The 25,328-nt window shown below is 41.9% G+C and carries 28 protein-coding genes and 2 pseudogenes; 13 read left to right on the top strand and 17 right to left on the bottom strand.

Annotated features, from left to right (window positions below; genetic code table 11):
• Positions 1-156: 156 nt before the first annotated feature.
• A complete protein-coding gene (locus RH061_RS11790; RefSeq protein WP_311070415.1) occupies positions 157-1,377 on the top strand; it encodes an MFS transporter in 1,221 nt (406 codons plus the stop codon).
• A 52-nt stretch (positions 1,378-1,429) separates the two neighbouring features.
• Here RH061_RS11790 and RH061_RS11785 read toward each other — a convergent pair whose 3' ends face one another.
• The gene (locus RH061_RS11785; RefSeq protein WP_311070414.1) at positions 1,430-2,389 is read right to left on the bottom strand and encodes a nucleoside hydrolase; all 960 of its coding nucleotides are present in this window, start codon (positions 2,387-2,389) and stop codon (positions 1,430-1,432) included.
• A gap of 301 nt (positions 2,390-2,690) precedes the next feature.
• Between RH061_RS11785 and RH061_RS11780 the strand changes: the two genes are divergently transcribed.
• Positions 2,691-3,917: an MFS transporter gene (locus RH061_RS11780; protein ID WP_311070413.1), complete on the top strand. Its 1,227-nt coding sequence runs from the start codon at positions 2,691-2,693 to the stop codon at positions 3,915-3,917.
• A gap of 136 nt (positions 3,918-4,053) precedes the next feature.
• On the opposite strand, the gene RH061_RS11775 is transcribed toward RH061_RS11780, so the two are convergent.
• Both RH061_RS11775 and RH061_RS11770 read right to left on the bottom strand, forming a co-directional pair.
• Entirely contained in the window at positions 4,054-5,607 is a 1,554-nt protein-coding gene (locus RH061_RS11775) for an IS1182 family transposase (protein ID WP_311070412.1), read from the bottom strand.
• Positions 5,608-5,910: 303 nt separating this feature from the next.
• On the bottom strand, positions 5,911-6,492 hold the full coding sequence (locus tag RH061_RS11770; RefSeq protein WP_311070411.1) for a class I SAM-dependent methyltransferase: 582 nt from the start codon (positions 6,490-6,492) through the stop codon (positions 5,911-5,913).
• Between the two features lie 142 nt (positions 6,493-6,634).
• Between RH061_RS11770 and RH061_RS11765 the strand changes: the two genes are divergently transcribed.
• Positions 6,635-6,769, top strand: coding sequence for a cation:dicarboxylate symporter family transporter (locus RH061_RS11765; protein WP_311070410.1), 135 nt, complete (start codon positions 6,635-6,637; stop codon positions 6,767-6,769).
• Here RH061_RS11765 and RH061_RS11760 read toward each other — a convergent pair.
• Positions 6,758-6,868 (bottom strand): annotated as a pseudogene (locus tag RH061_RS11760) (cation:dicarboxylate symporter family transporter); the annotation flags it as partial. The gene RH061_RS11765 and the pseudogene RH061_RS11760 sit on opposite strands and share 12 nt — an antisense overlap.
• A gap of 2 nt (positions 6,869-6,870) precedes the next feature.
• Here RH061_RS11760 and RH061_RS11755 point away from each other — a divergent pair.
• Together RH061_RS11755 and RH061_RS11750 are read left to right on the top strand one after the other, a co-directional pair.
• A pseudogene (locus RH061_RS11755) lies at positions 6,871-7,140 on the top strand (dicarboxylate/amino acid:cation symporter); the annotation flags it as partial.
• Positions 7,141-7,330: 190 nt separating this feature from the next.
• Complete coding sequence (locus RH061_RS11750) at positions 7,331-7,975, top strand: SDR family oxidoreductase (RefSeq protein ID WP_311070408.1); 645 nt, start codon at positions 7,331-7,333, stop codon at positions 7,973-7,975.
• 67 nt (positions 7,976-8,042) lie between these two features.
• Here the strand turns inward: RH061_RS11750 and RH061_RS11745 are convergent, their stop codons facing one another.
• The 3 genes from RH061_RS11745 to RH061_RS11735 form a co-directional block, all read right to left on the bottom strand.
• Positions 8,043-9,092 (bottom strand): mechanosensitive ion channel family protein, encoded by a 1,050-nt coding sequence (locus RH061_RS11745; RefSeq protein WP_311070406.1) that lies wholly within the window; start codon positions 9,090-9,092, stop codon positions 8,043-8,045.
• Positions 9,093-9,229: 137 nt separating this feature from the next.
• The gene (locus tag RH061_RS11740) at positions 9,230-9,526 is read right to left on the bottom strand and encodes a spore coat protein (RefSeq protein ID WP_311070404.1); all 297 of its coding nucleotides are present in this window, start codon (positions 9,524-9,526) and stop codon (positions 9,230-9,232) included.
• Positions 9,523-9,732, bottom strand: coding sequence for a hypothetical protein (locus tag RH061_RS11735; RefSeq protein ID WP_311070403.1), 210 nt, complete (start codon positions 9,730-9,732; stop codon positions 9,523-9,525). The genes RH061_RS11740 and RH061_RS11735 overlap by 4 nt, the downstream gene beginning before the upstream one ends.
• Positions 9,733-9,859: 127 nt before the next feature.
• Here RH061_RS11735 and RH061_RS11730 point away from each other — a divergent pair, with 127 nt between their 5' ends.
• From RH061_RS11730 to RH061_RS11720, 3 genes are read left to right on the top strand one after another with little or no spacing between them, the layout of a single operon-like run.
• Positions 9,860-10,087, top strand: coding sequence for a spore coat protein (locus RH061_RS11730; RefSeq protein ID WP_311070401.1), 228 nt, complete (start codon positions 9,860-9,862; stop codon positions 10,085-10,087).
• Complete coding sequence (locus RH061_RS11725) at positions 10,087-10,449, top strand: spore coat protein (RefSeq protein ID WP_311070399.1); 363 nt, start codon at positions 10,087-10,089, stop codon at positions 10,447-10,449. The genes RH061_RS11730 and RH061_RS11725 overlap by 1 nt, the downstream gene beginning before the upstream one ends.
• Before the next feature lie 15 nt (positions 10,450-10,464).
• Complete coding sequence (locus RH061_RS11720) at positions 10,465-11,601, top strand: zinc-dependent alcohol dehydrogenase (RefSeq protein WP_311070398.1); 1,137 nt, start codon at positions 10,465-10,467, stop codon at positions 11,599-11,601.
• Between the two features lie 43 nt (positions 11,602-11,644).
• Here RH061_RS11720 and RH061_RS11715 read toward each other — a convergent pair whose 3' ends face one another.
• From RH061_RS11715 to RH061_RS11695, 5 genes are all read right to left on the bottom strand, one after another.
• Positions 11,645-12,886, bottom strand: coding sequence for an erythromycin esterase family protein (locus RH061_RS11715; protein ID WP_311070396.1), 1,242 nt, complete (start codon positions 12,884-12,886; stop codon positions 11,645-11,647).
• A 269-nt stretch (positions 12,887-13,155) separates the two neighbouring features.
• Positions 13,156-13,872 carry a YebC/PmpR family DNA-binding transcriptional regulator gene (locus RH061_RS11710; RefSeq protein WP_311070394.1) on the bottom strand — a complete coding sequence of 239 codons (717 nt, stop codon included), beginning with the start codon at positions 13,870-13,872 and terminating at the stop codon, positions 13,156-13,158.
• 209 nt (positions 13,873-14,081) lie between these two features.
• Positions 14,082-15,074 carry an LLM class flavin-dependent oxidoreductase gene (locus RH061_RS11705; RefSeq protein WP_311070392.1) on the bottom strand — a complete coding sequence of 331 codons (993 nt, stop codon included), beginning with the start codon at positions 15,072-15,074 and terminating at the stop codon, positions 14,082-14,084.
• 3 nt (positions 15,075-15,077) lie between these two features.
• Positions 15,078-15,362, bottom strand: a complete 285-nt coding sequence (locus RH061_RS11700) for a DUF3219 family protein (protein WP_396654806.1) — start codon at positions 15,360-15,362, stop codon at positions 15,078-15,080.
• Between the two features lie 94 nt (positions 15,363-15,456).
• Entirely contained in the window at positions 15,457-16,248 is a 792-nt protein-coding gene (locus RH061_RS11695; RefSeq protein WP_311070391.1) for an alpha/beta fold hydrolase, read from the bottom strand.
• 155 nt (positions 16,249-16,403) lie between these two features.
• Here RH061_RS11695 and RH061_RS11690 point away from each other — a divergent pair, with 155 nt between their 5' ends.
• Together RH061_RS11690 and RH061_RS11685 are read left to right on the top strand one after the other, a co-directional pair.
• Positions 16,404-17,552: a glycoside hydrolase family 18 protein gene (locus tag RH061_RS11690; RefSeq protein ID WP_311070389.1), complete on the top strand. Its 1,149-nt coding sequence runs from the start codon at positions 16,404-16,406 to the stop codon at positions 17,550-17,552.
• A 115-nt stretch (positions 17,553-17,667) separates the two neighbouring features.
• Positions 17,668-19,728 (top strand): metallophosphoesterase family protein, encoded by a 2,061-nt coding sequence (locus tag RH061_RS11685; RefSeq protein ID WP_311070388.1) that lies wholly within the window; start codon positions 17,668-17,670, stop codon positions 19,726-19,728.
• Positions 19,729-19,923: 195 nt separating this feature from the next.
• On the opposite strand, the gene RH061_RS11680 is transcribed toward RH061_RS11685, so the two are convergent.
• From RH061_RS11680 to RH061_RS11660, 5 genes are all read right to left on the bottom strand, one after another.
• Positions 19,924-20,193, bottom strand: coding sequence for a hypothetical protein (locus RH061_RS11680; RefSeq protein ID WP_311070387.1), 270 nt, complete (start codon positions 20,191-20,193; stop codon positions 19,924-19,926).
• Positions 20,194-20,331: 138 nt separating this feature from the next.
• Positions 20,332-20,601: a DUF1292 domain-containing protein gene (locus tag RH061_RS11675; protein ID WP_311070386.1), complete on the bottom strand. Its 270-nt coding sequence runs from the start codon at positions 20,599-20,601 to the stop codon at positions 20,332-20,334.
• Positions 20,602-20,708: 107 nt separating this feature from the next.
• Positions 20,709-21,623 (bottom strand): CBASS cGAMP-activated phospholipase, encoded by a 915-nt coding sequence (locus tag RH061_RS11670; protein WP_311070384.1) that lies wholly within the window; start codon positions 21,621-21,623, stop codon positions 20,709-20,711.
• A gap of 125 nt (positions 21,624-21,748) precedes the next feature.
• Positions 21,749-23,209 (bottom strand): alanine/glycine:cation symporter family protein, encoded by a 1,461-nt coding sequence (locus RH061_RS11665; RefSeq protein WP_311070383.1) that lies wholly within the window; start codon positions 23,207-23,209, stop codon positions 21,749-21,751.
• A 278-nt stretch (positions 23,210-23,487) separates the two neighbouring features.
• Entirely contained in the window at positions 23,488-24,342 is an 855-nt protein-coding gene (locus RH061_RS11660) for a dimethylarginine dimethylaminohydrolase family protein (protein ID WP_311076378.1), read from the bottom strand.
• A gap of 174 nt (positions 24,343-24,516) precedes the next feature.
• Here RH061_RS11660 and RH061_RS11655 point away from each other — a divergent pair, with 174 nt between their 5' ends.
• The 3 genes from RH061_RS11655 to RH061_RS11645 are packed head-to-tail and all read left to right on the top strand — an operon-like array spanning position 24,517 to position 25,221.
• The gene (locus RH061_RS11655) at positions 24,517-24,660 is read left to right on the top strand and encodes a hypothetical protein (protein WP_311070382.1); all 144 of its coding nucleotides are present in this window, start codon (positions 24,517-24,519) and stop codon (positions 24,658-24,660) included.
• 13 nt (positions 24,661-24,673) lie between these two features.
• A complete protein-coding gene (gene fbpA, locus RH061_RS11650) occupies positions 24,674-24,820 on the top strand; it encodes a Fur-regulated basic protein FbpA (protein WP_214903308.1) in 147 nt (48 codons plus the stop codon).
• Positions 24,821-24,861: 41 nt separating this feature from the next.
• Complete coding sequence (locus RH061_RS11645; protein WP_311070380.1) at positions 24,862-25,221, top strand: MerR family DNA-binding transcriptional regulator; 360 nt, start codon at positions 24,862-24,864, stop codon at positions 25,219-25,221.
• The last annotated feature ends 107 nt before the right edge of the window (positions 25,222-25,328 follow it).

Genomic DNA, 25,328 nt, shown 5'->3' with positions numbered 1-25,328 from the left:
CTTTTAAAGGTAAAAGTGTGTTTGGTTGCAAAATAATGAGCTTCAAGTATTTTAAAGACTAACTAGACAAGAACGAACCCGAAAATAGGCCTCAAATAATTGGAACATTTTTAGATATTATTTTTACTATACTACCTCTAGACTAAGGGAGATTCTATGAACACCAAAGTTTTTCTTTATGTAAAAGCCTTTTCTGACCTTGGAACCTTTATGGATTTAATCGCAATCAATGTCTTGATGTATATTGCAACGGGAAGTCCTGCCTGGCTAGCTGCTACCATGGCATTCCGGACATTGGGGGGAGTGTTGTCCAGCTTGTTTTCAGGTGTCCTTGCAGACCGTTTTGACCGCAGGAAAATCATGATTTGGACCGATATTTTCAGGGCAATCATCATCCTTAGCTTGGTTCCCTTCCCGAATCCGGTTATGATCCTGATTGTATGCTTCTTGATTGGTTTGACGAGCAGCTTTTTTTCAGTCAGCTACAGTGCGGAAATCCCGCAAATCTTCGGCCAGGATAAGATTTTGGAGACAAATGCTCTTATCTCCCGGTTGACATCGATCAGCCTGGTTTTGGGATTCATCGGTGCGGGAGTAATCACAGATTTTCTTGGTTACCAGGTTACCTTGACCATCGACGCTGCAACTTATCTGATTTCGGCAGCAGTATTAATCAAAATGAAGTGGCAATCCACTAAGCCTGCCGCTGCAGAATTAATTTCGATTGGAATCAGGCAGAAAGTTTCCCAGATTGGCAGAGATTTAAAAGAAGTATATTCTTTCATCCTTTCCGTACCGATGTTATTGTCCGTAAATGTCGTTTTCCTTGTGGGGTCTTTTGCCGGTGCCTCACATAATCTCGGTATTCCTTTACTGGCAGACTCAATTAATTCGGGTAAACAAAGCTTGATTTACGGCCTGATCTGGGGTGTCTGGGGAATTGGCTCTGTGTTAGCCACCCTGCTTTTGCCGAGAATGAAAATGATTCAGGGGAACAGCTTGTATCGTACATATTTTCTGGCAGCCATTTTTATGTCGACAGGTTTCATTATTTTTCTATCTAATATGAATCTTTGGATCGTCCTTATGTTTGCTTTCTTTACTGGAATTTTTGATGCCTGTTTTACCACTTTGCACGCAACCATCCTTCAAAAAACAGATAATTACATTAGAGGAAGGATATTTGGCGTTGGCATGCTGTTGAAATCTTTAGGGTTTGCACTCGGTTTTGTTGTTGCCCCAATCCTGCTGGACGCCCTCTCACTGGCAAAAATGGTTTGGGTCTTCCATGGAACATTGATCACTACAAGTGTATTGGTGATGATTTATTCAAGGAGCAAACAAAATAAACTTAATGAGCTAGAGCAAAGTATATAGTCTGGTGATTGAAAAGAACTCCCGGCATCGATTGACCGGGAGTTCTTTTCGTCTAGCTTTTAGTTGTAGCTGCCCCCATGAACGTCGAGGTAAAATCCTCTATAAATGAAGGGATGTCAGCCTCCATGCCAATCCAGTCTAAATCTTCTACAGGCTCCTGCTCCGGTTTAGGCCTGAAGTCTGCTATGCTCTTACCTCTTGCCCTCCCAAACAATTCTACGGTCACTCTTCTTGGCAGATATTTTACAAGATTTTTATTCACAAGAGCACTTAAGGTGATTACATCATGGAGTGGCGCTCCCTGGATGCCAGGTACATTCTTTTTATAAGCATCGAAGTAATAATCATACACAGGTTTTATCAAATCCTTAAAAGGAGACTGGCTGTTTTCGGCAAGATAATCGATTACTGCTGGTGGAATGATTGCTTTATTGGTGATGTTCAACGGATGCAAGAATACATTCCTCGCCTTTTCCAGTACTTGATTCGCGGCAATCGGATCGGCATAAAAGTTAGCCTCTGCTTCAGCTGTTACATTGCCTGGAACGAGGAATGCCCCACCCATGATATAGACAGCACTGACTGTTTGGAATGCTTCCTCACCATAAAGGATAAACGGGATTGCCAGTTCTGTTTGCCTTCCCACCCCTACGATTACCAGGTTTTCTGGGTACTGCTTGACAATTTCAAGAATCTTATCAATATCATAAACCTTAACTACTCCCATATTTTCTGGAGGCCTGATTGGACCCAGCCCTTCTGGTCCATGAATCTCAGGATAAAAAGTAGCCAGCTCACCGGATAAAGGGCCAGAAGCTCCCGCAATGATTGGAATATCCTCTCTGCCTCCCAGCTTCAATAAATAGGCAGTGTTTTTTATCGCCTGCTCTTTCGTGATATTTCCGTAGCCGGTAACAACACCCACAACATTAAGTTCCGGATGCAGCAAGGCATACATAAGTGCCAGAGAATCATCTACCCCTGAATCCGTAAACAAAAGGATATTGTACATGGCTCCCCTCCTCGTTTGTTAAAGATGTTTTGTATCCGTTTTACACCTTACATCTTTCTTCAAAAATTCCTCGAACAAAGGAACATATAAATTTGTCTATTGGTTAAATATTAGACTCATCATCAGTATATGTTTCCCTTCTTGTTCTTAATTCGTATTACATATGGTATTGATCTTATCCGGGTGTTCTTTATTGAGAAGGTAATCATAATGTACTGTTTTCATCTGCTTCTATTGCCAATTGAGAAGCAAAATCGTACAATCCATTTCGTGCGATTATTGGAGAGGAGAAAAATAAGGGTTGAAATTTAATGAAAATGAGAAGTTGAGTATCTATAACGGACTTGCTTCAACCGCTGCTACTAATATGGTGAATGGATACATCCCTTTATTTGCAATCGGTGTTTTAGGAGCCACAAACCAGCAAATCGGGTTGATCGTCTCCCTTCCTTCAATTATAGGAATGCTTGCATTGATTCCTGGGGCTATTTGGCTTAACCGAGTGCAGAGCAAAAAGAATTTTGCTGTCATTTCAACACTGCTGACCCGCTTGCTTTTCAGTTTGATTCTATTCGTTCCATTCCTTGGAAGCCCATATGCAGCCTGGGCGCTGGTTATCCTGATTGCGCTGCTTAACTTTCCTGGTGCTTTATCAGGCTTATCATGGCAATCAATGATTGGTGATTTGGTTCCAGAAAAACGCAGAGGAGACTTCTTTAGCTCCCGCAACAGACATAATACGATTGCTGCTATGGCAGTAACATTTGGCACCGGATTATTCCTTCAGCAATTTGATAAAGATAATGCGTTGCCTTACCAGGTATTATTCATTGCCGCCTTCCTGTTTGCTGTGCTCGAAATATATTATCTTATTAAACATAAGGAACCTGTAGGGAGCAAAAAAGAAAGAAATACAGAAGAGAAAAACAAGAAGCTTTCGCTCAATGTTTATAAGCATAAACCGTTTTTAGCATTCGTTATTACTGCCTTATTGTTCGGTTTTTCCTCGCAGATGGCTTGGTCCCTATTCAGTATTTACCAGATCAAAGAGGCAAATGCCACTGCATTGTGGCTTAGCCTATTTTCCGTTACAAACCAGCTGGCGCAAATCATCAGTATAAAGTGGTGGGCGAATGCTGCAGACCGACGGGGAAACAGTTTTGTTTTATTTATTGCAGCAGCAGGTATGGCTACTGCTCCTGCTTTAACGATGCTTTCAACGAATCTAGTTTACCTGACATTGATCAATCTATGGATTGGCTTGTTTGTCTCTGGAAGCAACTTGCTGTTATTCAACCAGCTCCTTAAGGCTTCCCCTGAGACTGACCGAACGAATTATATTGCCAATTATAACTTTCTGCTATCGATTGTCGGGTTTATTGCGCCACAGATGGGTGTCCTGCTCCTTAATGGATTTGGGATGAATGCCGCTATGAATTTAATCTCATTATTCCGGATGATTGCCGCCTTTTCCTTTCTGTTTGTAGCTTTGAAATTCGAACGGAAAATGATAGCGCAAACTATATAAAGATAACTTGTTTAAAGAGGCTGACTCAAAAGGTTGAATAAATTCGACCTGAGAGTCGCCTCTTTTACTTTTTATCCAATTTATGGGTTTGGATTTGATGGATTTATAAGGGAAAGAGGGATATTCCTCCCCTTAGTTACCCTAATTTTTGTTCGCTTTCCTTGTTGGCTGCCCACTTCAAAAGATTGTGTGCAGCGCAAATAAGACCCCAATCCGTGGTATTTTTGAAGAGGCCTCTTAACCCAAATCTTTTAAACCCTCGATTGTGTTTAATCTGCCCAAATACTGGCTCGACATCTATTTTTCTCTGCCTGTATCTTTGGCTTCCTTCTTCCGCAGCCAATCGTTCCCGAACTTCTTTTCGTTGTTGTTGGTTTTTCACTGAGACCTGTACGGTCTTTGTATCTTTGTCTTTGGCACAGGTTGTTTGGAATGGACAGTTCATACAATCGGTACAGCGGTACGTGCGCTTCACGGAATCGTAACCGTTGTCGGACTTTCTTTGACTCTCATACTGGAAAACCAGGCGTTTTCCGTTTGCACAAATCCATTCATCTAGCTCTTCGTCATACTCCATATTTTCAACTCGGCCAATTTGTTCCTTCCATGCCTTTGTCTGTTCCTTGTCAAAAGTATTGTATTTAATGTACGCTTCTATTTCCTGTTCTTCACAATGTGCATAGTTCTCTTCGCTTCCATAACCAGAGTCGGCAATAACGGCCTTTGGCTTCGGGCGGTTATGTTTTTCCAAAAGTTCAAGATGGGGAATCATGCATCCAGGATCTCCAGCCCGTTGATGGAGGCTGAAGTTGGTGATGAACTGATTTTCTGTTCCAATCTGAACATTATATCCAGGCTTTAACTGCCCGTTCATCATGTGGTCCTCTTTCATTCGCATAAAAGTGGCATCGGTATCCGTCTTAGAAAAGCTGTTTCTCTCTCCAAAAGTCTGTTTCTGAAGTTCATACTTCTGCTTTCGAGGTAGAAGGTCTTTTTCCAGTTGGCGCTTTGCCTTCTTTAAAGGTTTGTTTTTTGGATCCTGTTCCAGTCTCTCTTCCAGCTTTTTAATGGTTTCTTCAATTTTTGCAGAAGAGATGGGTGTCTCTTCGAGCTTTTCCTGAAAATCTTGTTCCCTTTCTGCTTCTTCATCTTCTTTGGTGATTTGTTCAATCCCAAAGACAATCTGGCGGAATTTCTCGTCCAACTTTTTATCGTATTTTTCAGTGGACTTCTTCCAAACAAAAGTATACTTGTTGGCGTTTGCCTCCAATTTGGTCCCATCCAGGAAATAGTCTTCTAGCTTCACAAGTCCTTCCTCCCGAAGGAGGTCGACTATGGAAAAGAACGTCTCATAGATGACATCTTTCATGCGTTCGGAACGGAAACGGTTGATGGTACGAAAATCAGGCTTCTGTTCGCCGGAGAGCCACATGAACATAATATTCTCTGTTAGCTGTTTCGCGATTTGTCGAGAGGAATAAATACGGTTGGCATATGCATAAAGAATGACTTTTAACATCATTTGAGGATGGTAAGGCGGCCGTCCTCCACCAGGATAAAGAGAGAGAAAGATATTGGGGTTCATCTGGTCGACGGCAAAATCAATCAATCGAACAAGGTGCTGTTGAGGAATCAAAACTTGAATGTCCATTGGAAGGGTCAATTGGTTTGTGTTATAATTTTTATACAAGAAAATCTCTCCTTTTGTATAGTTGGTTGTGGTGACTTAATTATAACAAAAGAGGTTTTTCTTGTATTTTTTTGCACAAAAAATGAATTTAGAAACCTGAGTTGATTGGAGTGGAAGGCGCGTAGACTCCTGCGGGCGCAGCTGGTCAGGTGAGACCCCGCAAGAGCGAAGCGATGAGGAGGCTCAGCGCCAGCCCCGCGGAAAGCGAAGCGCCTGGAACGGAAATCAACGGACCATTTTTACAAGTAGTCTCAAAAATAAAGAGGGTGCCCAAAAGTTTATACTTTTGGGACACCCTCTTCTTTATTTTAGAGTAGGATTTATCCTATTCGTTTTCTGGCAAAATATTGTCTGCCGTCCTTCCAGCTCATTCTCCTCAAAAAAAAGAATCTTCCAATCTCCGAATTCTTTCAGCAACTCATTCGATTCCAGCTTATATTGACTCGAAACATGCCCGTTTTCGGCACCTTTATGTTTGTAAAAAGTTTCGAAGAATAAATATCCATTATCATTGACCACATCTTTGATCAAGGGGAATAAAGAACGGTCCAGATAGTAGGTCATTATCGCTAAATCGTATGTACGGCTGGTTAAGCAGGATCTTTCATCCGTAAAATCGACTACATTCGCCGTAATATTCAAGCCTCGCTTGGCTGCCTGCTCTTTTACATACTGAACAGCCACGTCAGAAATATCGATAGCTGTCATGTTATACCCCAGTTCTGCCAGATAAAAGCTATTGCCGCCAAGACCAGAGGCAAAGTCAATAGCTGTCTTACCGTGCAAATACGCAGCCATTTTTAACAACCTTCCATTTGGCTCTGGGGGATGCTCGTTCATCAATCTTTCCATGTATTTTCGATTCCATTTATCTTTAGCATTCACTATAAATCACTGCCTTTGGAATAAAAGTTAAAATCATACCATAGTTACTTTACTCCCTATCTTATACCACAATTTTTAAAATATCATAAAATATATTGAAAGCTTCGAAGCCGCAGAGGCCCCTCCTGTCATCGAGACTTTATTGAACATTATTCTTGCCAACCCGCTTGGAGCGATGGTCGAAGGTTCCATGCTGCAGGTAGTCGCATTCTCGATCATCATTGGCTTTGGCATCGCTAGAGTCGGCGAGAAAGCCGGATTGATCAAGCTTGTCTAACAGGCTAAGTTCGGCTCCATAAACCTGGGCGATAAAAATTGTCGCAACTCCTGGCATTATAGCGGTGCCGTCCATATTGATTGCCGCACCCAGAGGCTGGCCAACTATTGACTGTCATATTGACAGCTACATTGGCTAGTATCGGAACAGCTGGTGTTCCTGGAGTGGGATTGATCATGCTGTCGATGGTATTGACATCGGTAGGCCTTCCGGTGGAAGCGATCGCTCTAGTCCTAGGGGTCGACCGTCTCCTTGATATGTGCAGAACTGCAGTGAACATCACCGGAGATGCTGCATGCGCAGTCTATGTCGCGCGCTCTGAGGGAGAAACATTGGATGACGTGGAAACGGAAGAAAACGTCACGGCATAATCCGTAAAACTGTTTGGACAGCTGCTCGATTGATAAAGAGCAGTTGTTTTTATTTTGGCTATCCGATGCCCTCCATTCAAAAGCTAATCCTTTTACAATCCAGATTAAAGGGTAGATTATATACATATGTTCTTAAACAATTCTTGAATAAATAGGATGTAATTTCATGATTTTTAAGGAGGCAAATCAGATGAAAGTTCTAGTCGTAGGTGCCAATGGGCAAATTGGAAAGCAGCTTGTCGATCTGCTTAATGAAAGCACCGAGCATGAAGCAAGAGCGATGCTGAGAAAAGCTGAACAAACGGCAGAGTTTGAAGATAAAGGTGTAGAAACTGTAATCGCCAGTCTTGAAGGTACGGTTGAGGATATCGCATCTGCCGCAAAAGGATGCGATGCGATTGTCTTTGCGGCAGGCTCGGGTGGACATACAGGTCTTGATAAAACACTTTTAGTAGATCTGGACGGTGCGGTGAAAACAATCGAAGCTGCAGAACAGGCTGGAATTGACCGATTCATCATGGTCAGTGCCCTCCAGGCAAACAACCGGGAAAACTGGGCAGAAGTCATCAAACCTTATTATGTCGCAAAGCATTATGCTGACCGGGCTTTGCTGCAGAGCGGCCTGAATTACACCATCATCAGGCCAGGCGGATTATTGAACGACCCTGGAACAGGTAAAATTGAAATTGCCGAAAATATAAAGACTGGTTCAATCCCAAGAATTGATGTAGCAAAAACCATTTTTGCATGCTTGAATGAAAAAAATACATTCAAGAAAGCTTTTGATTTAATTTCAGGAGACAATAATATTGCAGAGGCGATTAAAAGGATTTAATAGTAGGAAGTAAAAAGAGTTTACCCTGCTGGTAAACTCTTTTTACCGGTTCGTTGAAGACCCAATTTTAATTTGAATCCAACACCTGAAAGTTTATGGCCGGGAGTTGAATATTATGTTCAACAAAAATCGCTGCTACCATATGCCTTAATTTACTTTCGATCTTCTCTTTTATTTCAAAATTCACAACCGGAATTTCGATCAGGAACTCCATCGCCTTGCTATTGAAATCTATGAAACGGATATCAGGCTTTGGAGAATCAAGGATACCGTCTTCATTCTCCTTAATTTCATTAACTGCCTGTTCAAGTAGCGCCTGTACCATATGAGTATCTGTCCCAAATGCCACGCTCACCTTCACCTGGGCCATCATTTCTGCACTAGTTCTGTTCTTGATGATCTGCTCGATGAAATACTGGTTAGGAACAATCAATGTACCTTCCTTGGCAGTACGGATGATTGTAGATCTTAAGCGGATTTTTTCAACCCGTCCGACCTTATCATTAATCTGGATGATTTCCCCTACCTCAATTGGTCTTTCAAACAAGATAATGATACCCGACACAAAGTTACCAGCAACATTCCTCATGCCAAAACCAATACCAATACCAAGAACTCCAAAAACGGCCCCTATCGCTGTCAGGTTGATCCCAACACTGGTCAAACTTACAGCCAGAGCTGCAAACATCACAGTGTAATAAATGATTTGATTGAAAGTATATCCCAACCCCCTGTCTATTCCGTAGTAATCATAGACAGAGGATAGAATATACTTATTGAATAATTTAATCAGCCTGTGTGCCAATGAAACGATAAGCAATGCGATGACAATCAGAAAAATGGATACTTTCACTTCCCCGTGAGTATATAGCGGTTCAAATAACCAATCATTCTTGGAGAAAGTTAATAAGAGCAAAATGATGATTCCATAAAAAGTTACCCAATCGGCAAGCGAATCGATAATCGGCAGAGCTCTTTGGAAAGTTTTTGAATTTTTCGCAGCCGTTAGCTTAGCAGCCCTCTTGATCAGCCAGTTCCCTACAATGATGATCACTAATATAACAGCAAGTCTAACAATATCCTCGTGTGAGATGTCCCTAATAAAAGTATCTACCATGTTACCACCTGCAAATTCAATATATCAGTCTTTTCCTGTAAAATAAGCACTTTAAACTTAACAGGATTTCAAGCACTGCAGCTTGGCAACTACTAAAAAACCATATAAAAAGAGACTGCATCTGCAGCCTTTATAGTTTAATCCGCAAGGTTCAAAGCGGTATCGGCAGTATCTAGATCCACTCTGATTTGTTCTCCCATGCTATGTGGGTGGTAAAAGCCTTTTTCGATCATAAATTCCGTTATATTTTCATGGGCTTCAACAGCAGCTCTTAGCTGTTCCCGGAAAGCGTCCCTCAATTCGGGAGTAGCTGTTTCCGTAATTGCAAAAGACAGGTTCCGGATTCCTGACTTAATGGAAATCAAATAATCCGTCGCGATTACCTGGTCTGTCATTCCTGCCATACCGGCCAGATTGTGCAAAATATTAGTCATGCGCGATTCCCCTCCCTCTCTGTCAATAGCTCCTTCATCCGGTTGATATGCGCAGTTGTTGCAGTCACTTCATTCGAAAGTATTTCTTTTAACCGTAGGTCCTTAACGAGCAAGCCCATCGCTGTGGCTTTCGTCAGTGTCACACTTTTAAATGTCAGTACCTCCAGCAATTCCAGGGTTTCATGTATTCCTAAATATTTGGTCATCAGCCATCTCTCCTATTTGTAAGCTCTCCCTGTTATATTTCCATTAAAACATTCCGTTATTCTGACATTCTGTATAAACACACTCCATAATTGGAAAATTAAATACGTTCTTAATGGAGGTGATTTTATGGAGAAAGAAACACTTGCCTTCCATGAAACGATGGAAGCACACGAAATATTGAACCTTAAAGCGATTAGCGTACTAAAGTCTAAATTAATGCAGGGTCTCTGTTTTGATAATGACTTGAAGGCATTGATGGAAAAAGATGTACAACAGTCTATTTCAGCAATCGGTGAACTAAAAGAATTCTATCAAGGTGCCAGGACTAAACCAATGAAGGAAGGTGAACATTGATGGAGATGGACTATCTTGATCCCCAGGGCGCTGAACACATGCCAGAGATGGCCGATGCATCCTTTGCACTGGATTTTTTGCTCTGGCTCAAAACAGGAATACATACTTACGGTATTGCCTTGACGGAAACAGCCAATGCAGAACTTCGGAAAGCCTTATATAAACAAATGGAACAAGCGATCGACCTTCATGCTGAATTATCCGATTTAATGATGAAAAAGGGCTGGCTATATCCTCATGATGTAGGAAAGCAGGTTGAATTGGATTTGAAATCCGCGGACATGGCAGTTAGTATCGGAAAGATGAACCTGTTCCCTATTGACACGGATCGGCTTGGGATGTTCGCAACACCAGATGAATAAAGGAGGAATGACAACATGAAAGCCGTGACGTATCAAGGCAGCAAAAATATACAGGTCAAGAATGTAAAAGACCCTGAAATCAAAAACTCTGATGACATCATCATAAAAGTAACTGCTTCAGCTATTTGCGGATCTGATTTGCATCTTCTGCATCAAATGATCCCCAACCTGCCTACTGACTATGTTATTGGCCATGAACCTATGGGTGTAGTCGAAGAAGTAGGCCCTGGCGTAAACAAACTAAAGAAAGGAGACAGAGTGATCATTCCCTTCAATGTCAGCTGCGGAGAGTGCTGGTATTGTAAAAATGACATCACTTCTCAGTGTGATAATTCAAATCCACATGGTGAAATGGGCGGATTCTTTGGTTATTCAGAAACAACTGGCGGTTACGCTGGCGGCCAGGCAGAATATATGCGGGTGCCTTACGGTAACTTCACGCCTTTTAAAATACCGGAAGATTGTGAAGTAGAGGATGAGAAGCTCGTCCTGTTGGCTGATGCAGCAGCAACTGCTTTATGGAGTGTTGACCATGCCGGGGTGAAATCTGGCGACACAGTAGTGGTTTTAGGCTGCGGTCCAGTTGGTTTGCTCGCGCAAAAGTTCGCCTGGTTAAAAGGTGCAAAAAGAATCATTGCTGTTGATCATTTGAAGTATCGTTTAGATCATGCGAAAAAGACCAATAAAGTTGAAACGGTGAATATCGAGGAACACCAGAACACCGGAGAGTACCTTAAGGAAATCACAAGGGGCGGTGCTGATATTGTGATTGACTGCACCGGAATGAGCGGCAAAATGTCTCCGCTCGAGTACCTGGCAACAGGGTTGAAGTTGCATGGAGGGGCGATGGGTGGCCTTGTGATTGCCTCACAAGCTGTCCGCAAAGCAGGTACAATCCAAATCACAGGTGTTTATGGAGGCAGATATAACGCCTTTCCACTGGGTGACATCTTCCAGCGAAATGTTGACATTAAGATGGGACAAGCCCCGGTCATCCCTTATATGTCCTATCTTTATGATATTATTTCCACCGGAAAAATGGACCTGAGCGATGTCATCACCCACGTACTTCCGCTCGACCAGGCGAAACACGGCTATCAAATATTCGACACCAGGACAGACGGCTGCATCAAAGTGGTGCTCAAGCCTTAAAGTTCCCATGAAAAACGTCCCTGGATCAGGGACGTTTTTCACTTCATTTGAATAGTGGTCTTAAGGAATTCGTTTCATCGATAAATAGGAAGGCATCATACCTCTTGGCAATATTCGATGGAACATAGTTGCCCAAATGTTCGATTTCCGGGTCATAGACTACCCCAATGGCTCGATGCCCAATCACAAAGTCGAAATCCAATTCGTTTTGCTTGTTAAAAATCAAATATTTATTATGATCACCTGCTTGATGAAGTGCATCCTCCCAGCTTCCAGGCCCAGCATCCGGAACTTCCATCACTTCGACAGCTCCACCCCACTGTTGAGATGCAATCACTTTGCCATGATGGGTGCCAAAGCCGATTGCATATACCTTCTGCCCATATTTTTCCCTCAGAATCTGCCCTACGTTAATCATGCCGTCATCCGCCATATCTGTTGCCCGTGCATCTCCTATATGGGTATTATGCTCCCATACGATGGCTTTGCCACCTTCTCCGTGGGCATGCATGATTTTTTCCAAAGCGCTTACCATATGGGTATCGCGGATATTCCAATCATCTGCACCACCTTTGGCCATGGCGCGATAGTATCGTTCAGCATCAAGCATGACAAGACTGTTAACCTCTAAATTAAGGTCACCCTCATGCTCTTTTGGGTAAGTCTTCCGTTTTTTCTGCAGGTCGATAAGGACCTTGATTACTTCTTCTGTACAGTCTTCTCCATAATAAGCGGACGAAATCGCATAATTCTCACCTCGCCGCTCAAAAGGTTCAAAGCAGGAAAAAGCCTGTTTTGCTGATTCTACGTCCTCAGGTGCTATTCTTTCAAGCTGTCTGATGATTTCCTCCATCGACTCCCACAGACTGTACACATCTATGCCGTAGAAACCAACTTGTTTTTCAGCAGATTCATTGTATTCCTTCATCCAATTCACCAGCTCAAGGATTTCTTCATTTGCCCACATCCATGATGGCCAGCGGTTAAAATCTTGCAATGCCATTCGCGCATCAGTTTTGCTGAACCCTTTAATATATTGATTGACTGTAAAGCACGAAGGCCAATCACCCTCCACAGCAATAAATGAAAATCCATGATCTTCAATAAGCCTTTTGCTGATTTCAGCCCTTAGTGTATAGAATTCTGATGTTCCATGTGATGCCTCGCCAAGCAGCACATATTGTTTATTGGCTGCTGCTTCTACAATGGCACCCAAATCATCATATGTATCAAACCTTACGGAATGATTTTTTATGGATTGAATCAAATGTCCCTTTGAAGTCATGCTGCACCTCCATTTTTTAAAGTGTTTTTATTACGCATGATTGATTAGATTGAACTCGTATGCTGGCTATCCGATTTTCATTTTTCTTTTGTCTACGGATTTTTATTAATTTACCCCTTCTTGCTGTAAGAAATCTGTATTCTGGAAATTTAAAGGGATGTTAAGCTGGGAAGATGAATTGTTTTTCGGGGAGTTTGGACTTGAAAAACAAAATACACAAACAAAACCCACTCTTTTCGAATGGGTTTTGTTTGATAGAATATGATCTTTTAAGCTAAATCAACATTATGATAAACTTGCTGGACATCTTCCAAATCTTCGAGGGCGTCAACAAGCTTCTCGAATTGTTCCTGGGAATCCTCATCTAGAGTTACCTCATTTTGAGGCAGCATGGTCAATTCAGCAACTGTAAAATCAGTGATACCCGCATTACGGAAGGCTTCCTGGATTGCGTGGAATTGATCAGGTTCGCCATAAATAATGATTGAATCGTCTTCTTCAAGGATATCGCGTGCATCAACATCTGCTTCCATCAAGATTTCCAGTGCCTCATCGGCTGTCTTTCCTTCAAACCCGATTACCGCAGTTTTATCGAACATATAAGAAACGGACCCAGCTACTCCCATGTTGCCGCCATTCTTACCGAAAGCAGCGCGTACATTGGAAGCAGTACGGTTTACATTGTTCGTAAGTGCATCCACGATCACCATTGAACCATTTGGACCAAAGCCCTCGTATCGAAGCTCGTCATAGCTTTCCTCAGCTCCGCCCTTGGCTTTATCGATTGCGCGGTCAATAATTACTCTAGGTACATTATAAGTCTTGGCTCTTTCCAGGACGAATTTCAGCGCCTGGTTGGATTCTGGATTTGGTTCACCCTGTCTGGCTGCAACATAAATCTCAAGCGCGAATTTAGAATATACCCTGCTTGTATTTGCATCCTTTGACGCTTTTTTCTCTTTAATGTTGTTCCATTTACGACCCATATATTCCACTCTCTTTCGACTTAGATCAGATCGCTGCATCACTCAAATATATATCTGCTTGCGGCAGCTGCTCACAGATAATATTATACCTTAAATGGAAGATTTGTTAAGAGGTTAGTATACAAGGTTAAAAAGATTGATATTCTGCCGGCCGCCTTGTTAATAGTAAACATTGTACTTCCCTAAAATGTGAAATGATAAATGATTATTTAAAGCAGTTCTCCAGCGATCAGTTCATAGGATTTAATTCGATCCTCCGGTGAATAGGTTAACGTCAGGATCATGATTTCATCAGGGTTATACTTATGAAACAAATTCAGCAATCGGTCTTTTACCTGCTTTGGATTCCCGATGATCATTTTTCTTTTCATGTTTTCCAAAGCATCTTTTTCTTCTGCAGGAAGCTGGTATGCTTTGGCGGCTTTGACAGTAGGTACGCCGGATGAACCTTCTCCCCTTGCCTGCTGCATGTTCCAAATTAGTGAGCTCAAAGCGATTTCATCAGCCTGTTCAGCGGTTTCGGCACATATAGCAGAAACGGTTAAAATTGATTGCGGCAATTCGGTGCTTCCTTGCTTGAAAGAATCATTATAAGCCTGAAAAATGTCTTGAGGATCATTGTCGCTCATAAACAGCCCGAACGCATAAGCCATACCGTATTCAGCCGCCAGCATAGCGCTTTTTTTGCTCGTCCCAAGAAGCCAGGGCTGCGGAGGGACATCTGGCAAGGGTGCCGCCTTGATTTTAGAAAGTTCACTATCCTTAGGGTGATCGTTATGGATAAAACGAAGTAAGTCTTTCAATGATTCCGGCAGCTTCCAAACATTTTGCAGGAAGTTGTCTGACAAAGCATTGGTCACTTCCGCAGAACCTCCTGGTGCGCGGCCGATTCCAATATCGATCCTGTCCGGAAACAATGTGGCAAGCAAATTAAAAAGCTCTGCCACTTTATACGGTTTGTAGTGTGGAAGCAAGACAGCACCTGAACCTAGCCGAATTCTGCTCGTCCTTGCCCCGATATACGGCAGCATCACTTCTGGTGCAGGACAGGCTAGACCTGGTATGTCATGGTGCTCTGCCATCCAGAAACGCGTATAACCCAGATTCTCGGCAGTCTGTGCAAGCAAAACGGAGTGTTCCAGGGCCTCTCTTGCCGTCTGGCCCGCGGAGATTGGAGCCTGATCAAGTATGCTTAATCTCATGGCTTACTCCTCTACTTCCTTTAAAACTAATTTGAACGTCCCAACCTGCCCGCCTTTATATAAGTTCGTAATGGATGTTGAATATTCAATGATTTTTCCTCTAAATGCTTTATCCTCAACTGGGACCTGTACATGGAATTCTCCTGCATATAATAATGTCGTTACTTGATGGTACTCTTCACTCTTTACGGAAAATTCCACTGAGATGATATCAAACCCACTTGAAGTGTCCGAGCTGTATTTATTAATTGCGAGAGGATGCCCATCTAAAATAATCGTATCAACCAAAACGTCCACTCCTTTAACCTGCTTCATTCCATTCTATCATTTATGAATTCCATATAAAAAATACCTGCCCTAAGCGGACAGGCTGCTGTGCTCATTATATATCTGCAAGAAAGTCCTTCATCACCATAACAAGTTCTTCAGGCTGTTCATACATACTCATATGGCCTGCGTTTTGGATGACCCTCTCCTCGATCTTTTCCCTCGATACCGTAAATGTTTTTTCAGGGGGGATGATTTGGTCCTTCTCACCTGCTATCAGGAGCACGGGAAGCTTAGTCTCCTTCAACACTTGATTTCGGTCGGGCCGATTCTTCATTGCCAGCAAGGCGCTGATTAGGCCCTTCTCACTCGTCTTCAACCCGATTTTGACAGTCTCGTCGATTTTCTTTGCATTCACTTCTGTATTTTCAGGAGAAAAAAGCTTCTTAGAAAGTCCATCGATAAATGATTCTGCTCCCTCTTCCTGAATTTTCTTTGCATTGTTTTCCCTGCCTTCCTTCGCTTCCTCCGAATCTGGATTTGCCGTCGAATGCACCAAAGAAAACCCGTTTAAATATTCAGGATGGGCCTCTGCAAAGGCCAATGTGATGTATCCGCCAAGAGAATGGCCGAACATGGTTACTTTTTTCATCCCTAAATGGTCCAGTAATTCCTTAATTGTTTCTGCCATGTCTTCAATAGCATATCGATCCTTACTCATGCCTGACTCTCCATGTCCAGGCAAATCGATCGCAATGACCCTGTTTTCGTTTGCCAATTGTGGAATAATTTTATCCCAATATTTCTTGCTTCCCGCAAAACCATGTATAAGGAACATCGGTTTTCCTTTGCCTACATCATAATAGCTTATTTCACCATTCCCAATCCTTGCTCTTATTGAGTCCATAGCTATCTGCTCCTATCATTAAGTATAGTTATTATATTCCCCAGAACTCGTTTATTAATCTAGCACCTTCTTATTATAGGCTGATATTTCCACAGCTATAACGATGTATTCTCTGTTACAATTTTGAGGTTGAATAAACTCGGGAGGAACCTTTAATGAAAAAAACTTTCCTGCCTCTGTTGATTGTTTTACTCACCTTCATTGGGGGCTTTATGTCTGGAACAATATATTCAAATTCGCAAAAAATCACTACAAAAGCAAGCAGTGATCAAGCTTCACATTCAAACAAAATTCCTGGTATTAAAAAAGAACCGGAATTGAAAGATCAAGAATCCAAGGTGCTGATTGGCTATGTCCAGGATTTCAGGAATCCAGATGAAATTGATTACGATAGCCTGACACATATTATTTTTTCGTTTGCCCATCCAAACAAGGACGGCAGCATACTGCTGAACGGCAATCATGCCGTCCAAAATTTAAGGAGCATTGTCAAGAAAGCGCGAGCACATGATACAAAGGTCTTGCTGGCAGTCGGCGGCTGGTATCATATAAATGGCGGAGAGTCTTACGACTATTTCAAGGCAGCTATCTCAAACCCTGACTCAAGAAAAAAACTAGTTCACGAGCTTGTGAGTTTTACAGAGAAAGAAACGCTTCATGGAGTCGACATAGATTTTGAGCATCCACGATCACAAGAAGATGCCCGCAATCTGGCTGAATTTGCTGAGGAATTGAGTGAACAGTTGAAGCCTAAAGGGAAAGAACTATCTATTGCAGTAAACGCCAAGGTGCATAGCGTAACAGGGACAGAAATTCATTCAGTCGTATTTGAGCCTTCCATGTTCAAGTACTTTGATCATGTCAATTTGATGGCATATGATGGCCAATGGGACGGAGAGTATAACGCAGCCAATCTATCACCTTACTCTTATTCAGCTAATATAGTAGCCTACTGGACGGGGCTATTTGACAAGCAAGGGTTTTCGAGGGATAAGCTGACCCTGGGGGTGCCGCTCTATGCACAGCCAGAAGATCCTTCGATCAAACAGGTCTCATACGAAGCTCTAATTAATCATCACCCCGATAATGCGGGAAAGGATCAGGTTGAGTTGAATGGGACCACCTACCATTATAATGGCCATTCCACACTGATAAAGAAAACCGATCTTGCCCTTTCTCAAAATCTTGGCGGCATGATGCTTTGGGAAGCGGGTTTGGACGCAAAAGGGAACCATAGTGCCACAGCCTTAATCGCAGGAGAATTAAAGAAGCAGGAAGATACTCGTTACTATACGAGGAAATAAAGCGAGGGAGCCTCAAATGGCTTCCTTTTCTTTATGGTTCAGGTCCAGTAGGACACCGTTTGGTTATTGCATGAATAAGTTAGCAATAAAGAAATCTACGGTGGTGAACTGATGAATGGGATTACCTGCAATTTTATCCGGACCAATCATTAGAAGGGTCGAACCTTCTTCCGTATATATATGGATTGCATTAAGCTCCAGGGTTGAAATAGATGCTCAGATATTCGAGATCGAGTATAGTAATGACGAAGTGTATCAATATATTCCTTTACGGACATACACTGAGGCAAACATCTTCAAAGCGGGTGACAATCTATATATTTATTTGCTCAAGATTTCCCCTAATCATGTACATTTTCCTCCTCGCACTCTCCTCGGTTATGATCTTTTTTTTAAAAAAGGTCGAAAAGTGCGTACTCTAGCCAGTTATAATCTGCTGGATCCTGAAAACCCCCGATCAATCGTATACGGAAATCTGAAATATCCTTCGTTTACTATCAACCATGAAAACGATCCAGATATCTTGCTTTATGGCTCTTGCCGAAAGCCCCATGGCCAGGGAGATGACGCCCTTTTTGCAGCGGACGTACTGGTTGGAAACAAACATCTTGATCTTACAGAAAGGCCCAATGCTTTATTTTTAATGGGAGACCAGATTTATGCCGATGATGTTGCAGATCCGCTCCTTCCGATCATGACTGAACTTGGAAGGGAATTGGCAGGAGACAGCGAAAGGGATAAATTGAATGAACTAATCCCAGAAAATTTAATTTCCCGACTAGACCAGGTGAATGGAAGGCAATTCTTGATTGAACACCTCGCAAATTATACAACAAGGAAAGGTGATAACCATCTGATTGCTTTTGGTGAATATGCGGCTATGTATTTGTTCAGCTGGAGCCCGGAAATTTGGGACTATATCCATGAGAATGAGCATCTCCTTTCTTTTCAACAGTTAAAAGAAAGCGATAAAATCCACCTCAAAGTGGATCATGATAAGCGAAAAAAGGAATTATCCAGACTGGAAGCAAGGTATGAGGAGCAAATGGATAATGTCAGGGACTTTATTGTCTCACTGTCTGCAGCAAGACGCTTAATGGCAAACACGCCAACATATATGATTTTTGATGATCACGATCTAACAGATGATTGGAATATATCCCATAAGTGGACTTCTGCTGTAAGAGATTCCTCTTTAGGAAAGCATATCATCGGTAACGGGCTTGCTGCTTATTGGCTATTCCAGGGTTGGGGCAATGAGCCCGAAAACTTTGACCGTGAATTTGTAAATGAAGTTAAGGGCTTTATAGCATCATCCAGTATTGATTCAGCTGGCTATAAGACTGGTTTGAATCATCTTTGGGACTTTCATTCCTGGCATTTCGTAGCACCAACCAATCCAAAAACAGTTTTCCTAGATACAAGGACCCAACGGGAGTTCGACCTAAGACCGGAGGCAGTAAAACTAGGCAGCTTGATTGAAGAAACAACACGCACGCCGCTTTTGATCAGCGAAGCAGGCTGGGAAAATATAAGCACGAAATTGCTGCAGAGCGGCTGGAGAAGCAAAACGCCCCTGAATATTGTTTCTCCTACTCCCTTTTATGGGATGGGATTAATTGAATCCTTTCTCCACAAGTATGTATATCCCTTCAAGGTATTGGGTTTGCCTGTCCAGACTTCATTTGATTTTGATGGATGGAAATATAATGGTAAAGGCTTTCATGCTTTTATTTCGCGGGTTGCATCGTGGGATCCTGCGTACTCTGTTTTGCTATCCGGAGATGTCCACTTCTCCTCAGCCGTGAAATCGGATGTCCAGTTTCAATCCGGAGGAAAACAATCATTCTACCAATTTACAAGCAGCCCTATTCATAACGAGAGTTTTACAGGATTATGGGGAGTCTTAATGAAGTCGGTTCTTTGGCTCAACGCGCGCAAACGCCGAGAACAGTCCCTATACCGAAGCTGTGGCGAATCGTACAATCTTACTCTTGGTAAAAATGATGAAAAACTAGACGAACAGCTTTTGTGGGAAGAAAGTATCGATTATATTTCTTTTGAGGATGGCAACATTGCAGAAACAAAAAATTCAATCGGTTACCTGAAGGTCGAAAAAAGCAGACTGGAAAATACTTTGCTAATGACAGTTGATTACAGCGAAGGTCTGGAATAATTAGTTGAACGGAGAGTTATCATCTATTGTGGCTCGAAACAATCTCTACCAAATCCAACCATCACTGGTGCATTGGATTATTTTCAATATGTGATCCTCATCAAAAACTCAGAAGCATCTAAAACATACTTTGACGCAAAATAACCCAGGGCATTGTCCTGGGTTTTTTTATTAATAATATATTGGGGATCTAAATTAAGAATCAATCTCTTCAAATTCTTTAATCTTCTCCAGCTTTTCTACTAGCACCATGCATTTTTTGTCACCGATTTCATAAATATACATTTTATGGTCGTTTTCTTTAAGGAGCTTCTTGAATTGGATTTCACCAGATAAGTCATATCCATTCGCAAAGTCGGTTACTTTCTTCAGGATTTGCTCCCTGGTGGGTTCGTTAGTAGATGCTATTTTAATAGGTATGGGTATTCCTTTGATTTTAAAGGTAACAAGGATGACGCTATCCAATGGAATCAACTCCTTCCAAAAAACAATTCGACAAACTCGTTTGATTTCCTTCTATTTACAACTTTTTTACGTGAACATGATTGTGCCTATTACTAATAATACCAAAAAAAGAGAAAGGATTAACCTTTCTCCTGCTCACTACTCTTCTTCATTCAGCATTTCATCAAAAGCGGAAGAAACTTTTTCGAATTCTTCATCCGAATCGATTGCAGCTAAGTCTCCATCCACATCCACTTTTAAGAAAAAGATATCGATATCTTCATCCGTTTCCGTTTGCAGATCTTCTACGAAGCTTACTGCAGCATAGTCAGTGCCCTCTATTGTCACAGTACCGATAACCTCTACCTCTTGCTCCGCATCATTTTCATCACTTATTGTGAATGCTTCACCAACTTCAAGTTTTTCCATTGAAAGCCCTCCTGTCATTTTTAAAAATGCTTATTTTACAAGTGCTATTAACCATATTCTGTTTAAGACTAAGTTAAAATGATTGTTTTCGCCAGTTTAACGCATATTTATTTTTGTGATAAAAATGCACTTATATCTTTTTTATTATCTATAAAAACTTTTTGCCCTAGCTCCTTTAACTTTGCCATACTTGTAAAATCGTCAAACGGAACTTCTTCCGCTAACTCTGTATTAAGGCGAAAGTAATGATCTCCTAGCAAAAGCCTGCAGTGATAGGAAACAGATTCAGAGGACAAGTCCATCGCCAAATCCAATAACTTTGGCGTAACCTTTAAAGAAGGAAAATGGAACGGAAGCCACTGGCGGATTCCCCAGTGCCTTTCCTCCTGCATGGTAAAATCGATATTCTGCTGGCCCGTACCAATCGACATGATCTGGATGTCATCCAAGTCTATTTTAAAGTGGTGCAAGGCCTCAGTTACACAAACCAATGAAGGATTATTGGCCCATAATCCCCCATCTATCGAGAGATACTGGTTGTTTACATTGTTTGGCGGGAAGTAGATGGGTGCTGAACAGGAAGATAGGACGGCATCCCATACCTTTATTGATAACTCGTTTTCGGACGAGTGACCAAAGTCTGATCGATGAACATAGGGTTTTCCATGAGTTATATCAACAGCTGGGATCAACAAAGGTTTTTCGATTTCACCGAGAGATATATCCTTGAAAGCCTGCTTTAACAGACGGCGTAAATATGTGTCACTATAGACACTTTTGAAGAGACCGATTTTGGCTTTTCTTAAAAAGATCTTCTCTCCGTAAGTCTCATACCTCCCCATCACCTCTTGCATGGAAGTATTCAGGGCAGCTGAAGCAGCGATGATTGCACCTGTGCTTGTCCCTGAGATCACATCAAAAAGTTCACCAACAGGCTTTCCAAACTCTTCTTCTATGTTTTGGAGGATGGCAATCGGGAAAATGCCCCTTATTCCGCCACCGTCTATGCATAGCATTTTCATGAAATTCCCCCGGTTCATCCTTGCTGGTATCATTCTTCCCATTCCACGATAACAATATAATCAAACTCGACTAACAAAAAAGAAGAACTGCCCATTGTAAGGGCAGCTCTCCTAAAATGAAAATATTATGATACTTTTTCCTTTTCATGGTTGAAGGAATATTCTTCTTCCCAATACTCAGCATTCTTGATGCCAAGCTTTTTGGAATTGAAGACCGGATCGATGCCTTGCTTTCTTTGTTCCTCATAATCCTTCAAAGCAATCAATGCCGGCTTTGCGAGCAGGACAATGGCGATCAGGTTGAGCCACACCATCAATCCAAGGCCAGCATCACCAAGAGCCCATGCAAGTGAAGCTTCTTTCACCGCTCCGTAGAAAGTTGCTCCGAGGATGACAACTTTCAGGATGAACATTGGTACTTTGCCATTTCTTCCCCTCAGAAGATAAGCGATATTTGTCTCTGCCATATAATAGTATGCCATGATTGTTGTGAAAGCAAAGAAAAATAATGCGACAGCAACGAATTCGGCACCAAAACCAGGGAGAACCGCATCTACTGCAGCCTGAGTATATCCAGGGCCGGCTTCCACTCCCTTAAGGTTTTCCACAATGAATGCACCGTCAGCGCCAACAGTGTTGAACATTCCAGTGAACAGGATCATGAATGCTGTAGCGGAACAAACGAATAGAGTATCGATGTAAACTGAGAATGCCTGAACAAGACCTTGTTTAGCCGGGTGTGATACTTCAGCAGCAGCTGCTGCGTGAGGCCCTGTTCCCTGTCCTGCTTCATTGGAATAAATACCGCGTTTTACACCCCATGCAATCGCGCTGCCAAGAATTCCGCCAAACATGGAGTCAGCACCGAATGCACTTTTGAAGATTAAAGCGAACACCGCAGGAACTTCTGAGATATTCATTCCAATGATGATAAGAGCAACAAGGATGTATCCTACGGCCATGAATGGAACTGTATATTGGGCAACAGTTGCAATCCTTTTAACGCCTCCGAAAATGATTAAAGCCAACAGTGCAATAACGATGAATCCTGTCACTGTTTTGCTAACCCCAAAAGCGTTCTCAAGGCCAAGTGCAATCGAGTTTGACTGAATTCCTGGCATAAGCAGTGACATTGCCAGCAAGGCAGCTACGGCAAAAGCAATAGCGAACCACTTGATGCCAAGTCCTTTTTCGATGTAATACGCCGGACCGCCTCGATAAAGACCATCCTGCTTTACCTTGTAAATTTGAGCTAATGTTGATTCAACGAAGGCACTGCCAGCTCCGATGAACGCAATCGTCCACATCCAGAACACAGCCCCAGGACCACCCATGGCGATAGCAGTGGCGGTACCTGCAATGTTACCAGTTCCTACACGGCCGGATAAAGCGATAGATAAGGCCTGGAAAGATGAAACACCCGCATCGGAACTTCTTCCTTTGAACATTAGTGTAACCATGTCCTTCAATAGTCTGACTTGCAAAAAACGTGTCAGGATCGAGAAGAGCAAACCGATTCCAAGAATGATATAAATAACCGGGTTGCTCCAAAGAATCCCATTGAGCCAAGAAACAAAAGCTTCCAAATGAATCCCCCTTTACAAAATTAATTTCTTGCTATTTTGAATTATAAGATAATTCGGCCTAAAGGACAATCAAAATGTGATATTTAACAGAAACAATTTCTTGGAACTGTTTTCGAACACAATGTTGTGCTTTTTTAATGTTGTCCTGAAAGCCTGACTGTAGTTGCCTTAGGTTCGGACAGTTTTTCGCAGTTTTTCTATAAAGCTGTCTGAAGTTTACCTTTCATCCGTTAAACAAAAAAAGCGAGAGATGACAGTCCCCCGCTCGTCAATCATTTTTAATTAACACTCTTCTCCCGCATAATCGGAAGTGTGCAGCATCTAAACGATCCGCCGGATTTGATGATTTCTGTTATATCCACTTCAATGACTTCAAATCCTTTACTCCTTAGCTGTTCATTAACTCCTTTATTTACAGGCAAGCTCAAAATTTTCTTGTTTCCGATCCCCAGCACATTTGTTCCAAGTGTGAATTGTTCTTCCTCACTCACGTCAATCAAATCATATCGCGAGCCGAACATCTTAATATCTTCCTCTGTTAATGCTGGACGGTAAATTAGGGCGATTTCCGGTGAAACGACATTAAAGACACAATCAAGGTGCAAATACTCCGCTTTAAAAGGGACGGCTTTCACTTCGAAGGTCGGAAGGAGTCCTTGAAGGTGATCTGCTGCCTGTTGGTTTGTCCTGTTGCTCAAGCCAACATATACAGTGTCTTGATCGATGACTACATCCCCGCCTTCGATGTGATCACCGATTAAATTGTAGTATGACATTCCTTCATCCTCGAGCCATTGTTTCAGGACATCCTCCTCCCCCTTGCGCACATCGCTGGCCATATCCGCAACAAAAATTGTTTGGCCCAGGGTAAATCCGATATCCCTCGTAAATACTTGTTCCGGGTATTTTTTGTGGTATGGAAGCAGGATGACCTCCACCCCGTTATTTTTCAATGTGTTCACAAACTCATTATGCTGTTCCAAGGCAACTTCTATATGTATGCCTTCATCCTTGAAATGTTTCTGGGTTTCATTTATTACTTCACGAATTGTCATATACTGTGGCTGACAAAGAATGACTTTCTTAAGTACGTCATATTCATTTATGACATACCCTCTATTTTCGGGCTGCATATTTTGTTCCACCCTCATTCCTCCTTTTGACAAAATCATTATAGGTTTTCCGGATTTTACTTTAATCATTACTTTTATCAAAAAATTCCTGTCAGATATCCTGACGAACCCGCTGACTTTATTTCACCGATTCATTAAGCTTAAAAAAATGTTTCATTAATTGAGGAGATGAACATGAAAAGTCGGAATGGAATGGAATTAGCCCAATTGATTATCTTGATCGATCTTTTTCGTGATGAATTGTATGAAGAACTTTTGAAAGAACATGGAAAGCACGCTCTTGAACTGTTACGGACTGCCCAGAATGAAACTTATTAAGGAGTGATTCACTGTGTCCTTGCATTTGCGTACTGCTGTAGAAAAACTTAAAGACCATTATATCCAGCATCTAATCAAATCGAAAATGACAAATGAAAGCGAAGAAGAATTAAGAAAGCTGACATTGACTGAACTAAAGAATTTAATAAATAGGTATTAGCCAATTTACAAATCAATATTTCATGTGAGAAAATATAACATATGAAAGTAAAATGCAAAAGTGTGGTGAATGAATTGGCTGCAGACCCTTCCTCCTACAAGGAAAAGAAAGTGATTACAATTGGTATTGTCAGTGAGTTGACCGGTCTTTCAGAACGTCAGATCCGATACTATGAAGAAAGGAAATTAGTCTTTCCCGACCGGACTCCTGGCGGAAGCAGAAGATATTCATTCCTGGATGTCGAGCAATTAGTGGAGATTGCCAATAAAATTGAAGACGGAGTCCAAACTTATGAGATTAGACAGGAAATGGTACGGAAAAAGAAGCAGACGGATGAAGAAGCTCATAAGAAAATGATTCAAGGACAATTGAATGCCAGATTTGGCATCCGTAAGTATTGATCATAAAACCTTCCAGGTTGGAGGGTTTTTCTTTTTGGTAAAAACAATGTTAGGTTTTCTTACATATATGTAGAATGATTAAAAAATACATGCGAGAATACAAACTA

Origin of the sequence: Mesobacillus jeotgali, from assembly GCF_031759225.1 — a bacterium.
Classification (GTDB): Bacteria; Bacillota; Bacilli; order Bacillales; family Cytobacillaceae; genus Mesobacillus; species Mesobacillus jeotgali_B.
The sequence above is the reverse complement of the archived record's forward strand: the minus strand, read 5'-3'. Positions and strand labels throughout refer to the sequence as shown.

Coding starts and splice junctions, on each gene's coding strand:
- RH061_RS11790 (WP_311070415.1), top strand. CDS start 157: ATGAACACCAAAGTTTTTCTTTATGTAAAAGCCTTTTCTGACCTTGGA.
- RH061_RS11785 (WP_311070414.1), bottom strand. CDS start 2,389: ATGTACAATATCCTTTTGTTTACGGATTCAGGGGTAGATGATTCTCTG.
- RH061_RS11750 (WP_311070408.1), top strand. CDS start 7,331: ATGAAAGTTCTAGTCGTAGGTGCCAATGGGCAAATTGGAAAGCAGCTT.
- RH061_RS11745 (WP_311070406.1), bottom strand. CDS start 9,092: ATGGTAGATACTTTTATTAGGGACATCTCACACGAGGATATTGTTAGA.
- RH061_RS11740 (WP_311070404.1), bottom strand. CDS start 9,526: ATGACTAATATTTTGCACAATCTGGCCGGTATGGCAGGAATGACAGAC.
- RH061_RS11735 (WP_311070403.1), bottom strand. CDS start 9,732: ATGACCAAATATTTAGGAATACATGAAACCCTGGAATTGCTGGAGGTA.
- RH061_RS11730 (WP_311070401.1), top strand. CDS start 9,860: ATGGAGAAAGAAACACTTGCCTTCCATGAAACGATGGAAGCACACGAA.
- RH061_RS11725 (WP_311070399.1), top strand. CDS start 10,087: ATGGAGATGGACTATCTTGATCCCCAGGGCGCTGAACACATGCCAGAG.
- RH061_RS11720 (WP_311070398.1), top strand. CDS start 10,465: ATGAAAGCCGTGACGTATCAAGGCAGCAAAAATATACAGGTCAAGAAT.
- RH061_RS11715 (WP_311070396.1), bottom strand. CDS start 12,886: ATGACTTCAAAGGGACATTTGATTCAATCCATAAAAAATCATTCCGTA.
- RH061_RS11710 (WP_311070394.1), bottom strand. CDS start 13,872: ATGGGTCGTAAATGGAACAACATTAAAGAGAAAAAAGCGTCAAAGGAT.
- RH061_RS11705 (WP_311070392.1), bottom strand. CDS start 15,074: ATGAGATTAAGCATACTTGATCAGGCTCCAATCTCCGCGGGCCAGACG.
- RH061_RS11695 (WP_311070391.1), bottom strand. CDS start 16,248: ATGGACTCAATAAGAGCAAGGATTGGGAATGGTGAAATAAGCTATTAT.
- RH061_RS11690 (WP_311070389.1), top strand. CDS start 16,404: ATGAAAAAAACTTTCCTGCCTCTGTTGATTGTTTTACTCACCTTCATT.
- RH061_RS11685 (WP_311070388.1), top strand. CDS start 17,668: ATGGGATTACCTGCAATTTTATCCGGACCAATCATTAGAAGGGTCGAA.
- RH061_RS11675 (WP_311070386.1), bottom strand. CDS start 20,601: ATGGAAAAACTTGAAGTTGGTGAAGCATTCACAATAAGTGATGAAAAT.
- RH061_RS11670 (WP_311070384.1), bottom strand. CDS start 21,623: ATGAAAATGCTATGCATAGACGGTGGCGGAATAAGGGGCATTTTCCCG.
- RH061_RS11660 (WP_311076378.1), bottom strand. CDS start 24,342: ATGCAGCCCGAAAATAGAGGGTATGTCATAAATGAATATGACGTACTT.
- RH061_RS11655 (WP_311070382.1), top strand. CDS start 24,517: ATGAAAAGTCGGAATGGAATGGAATTAGCCCAATTGATTATCTTGATC.
- RH061_RS11645 (WP_311070380.1), top strand. CDS start 24,862: ATGAAAGTAAAATGCAAAAGTGTGGTGAATGAATTGGCTGCAGACCCT.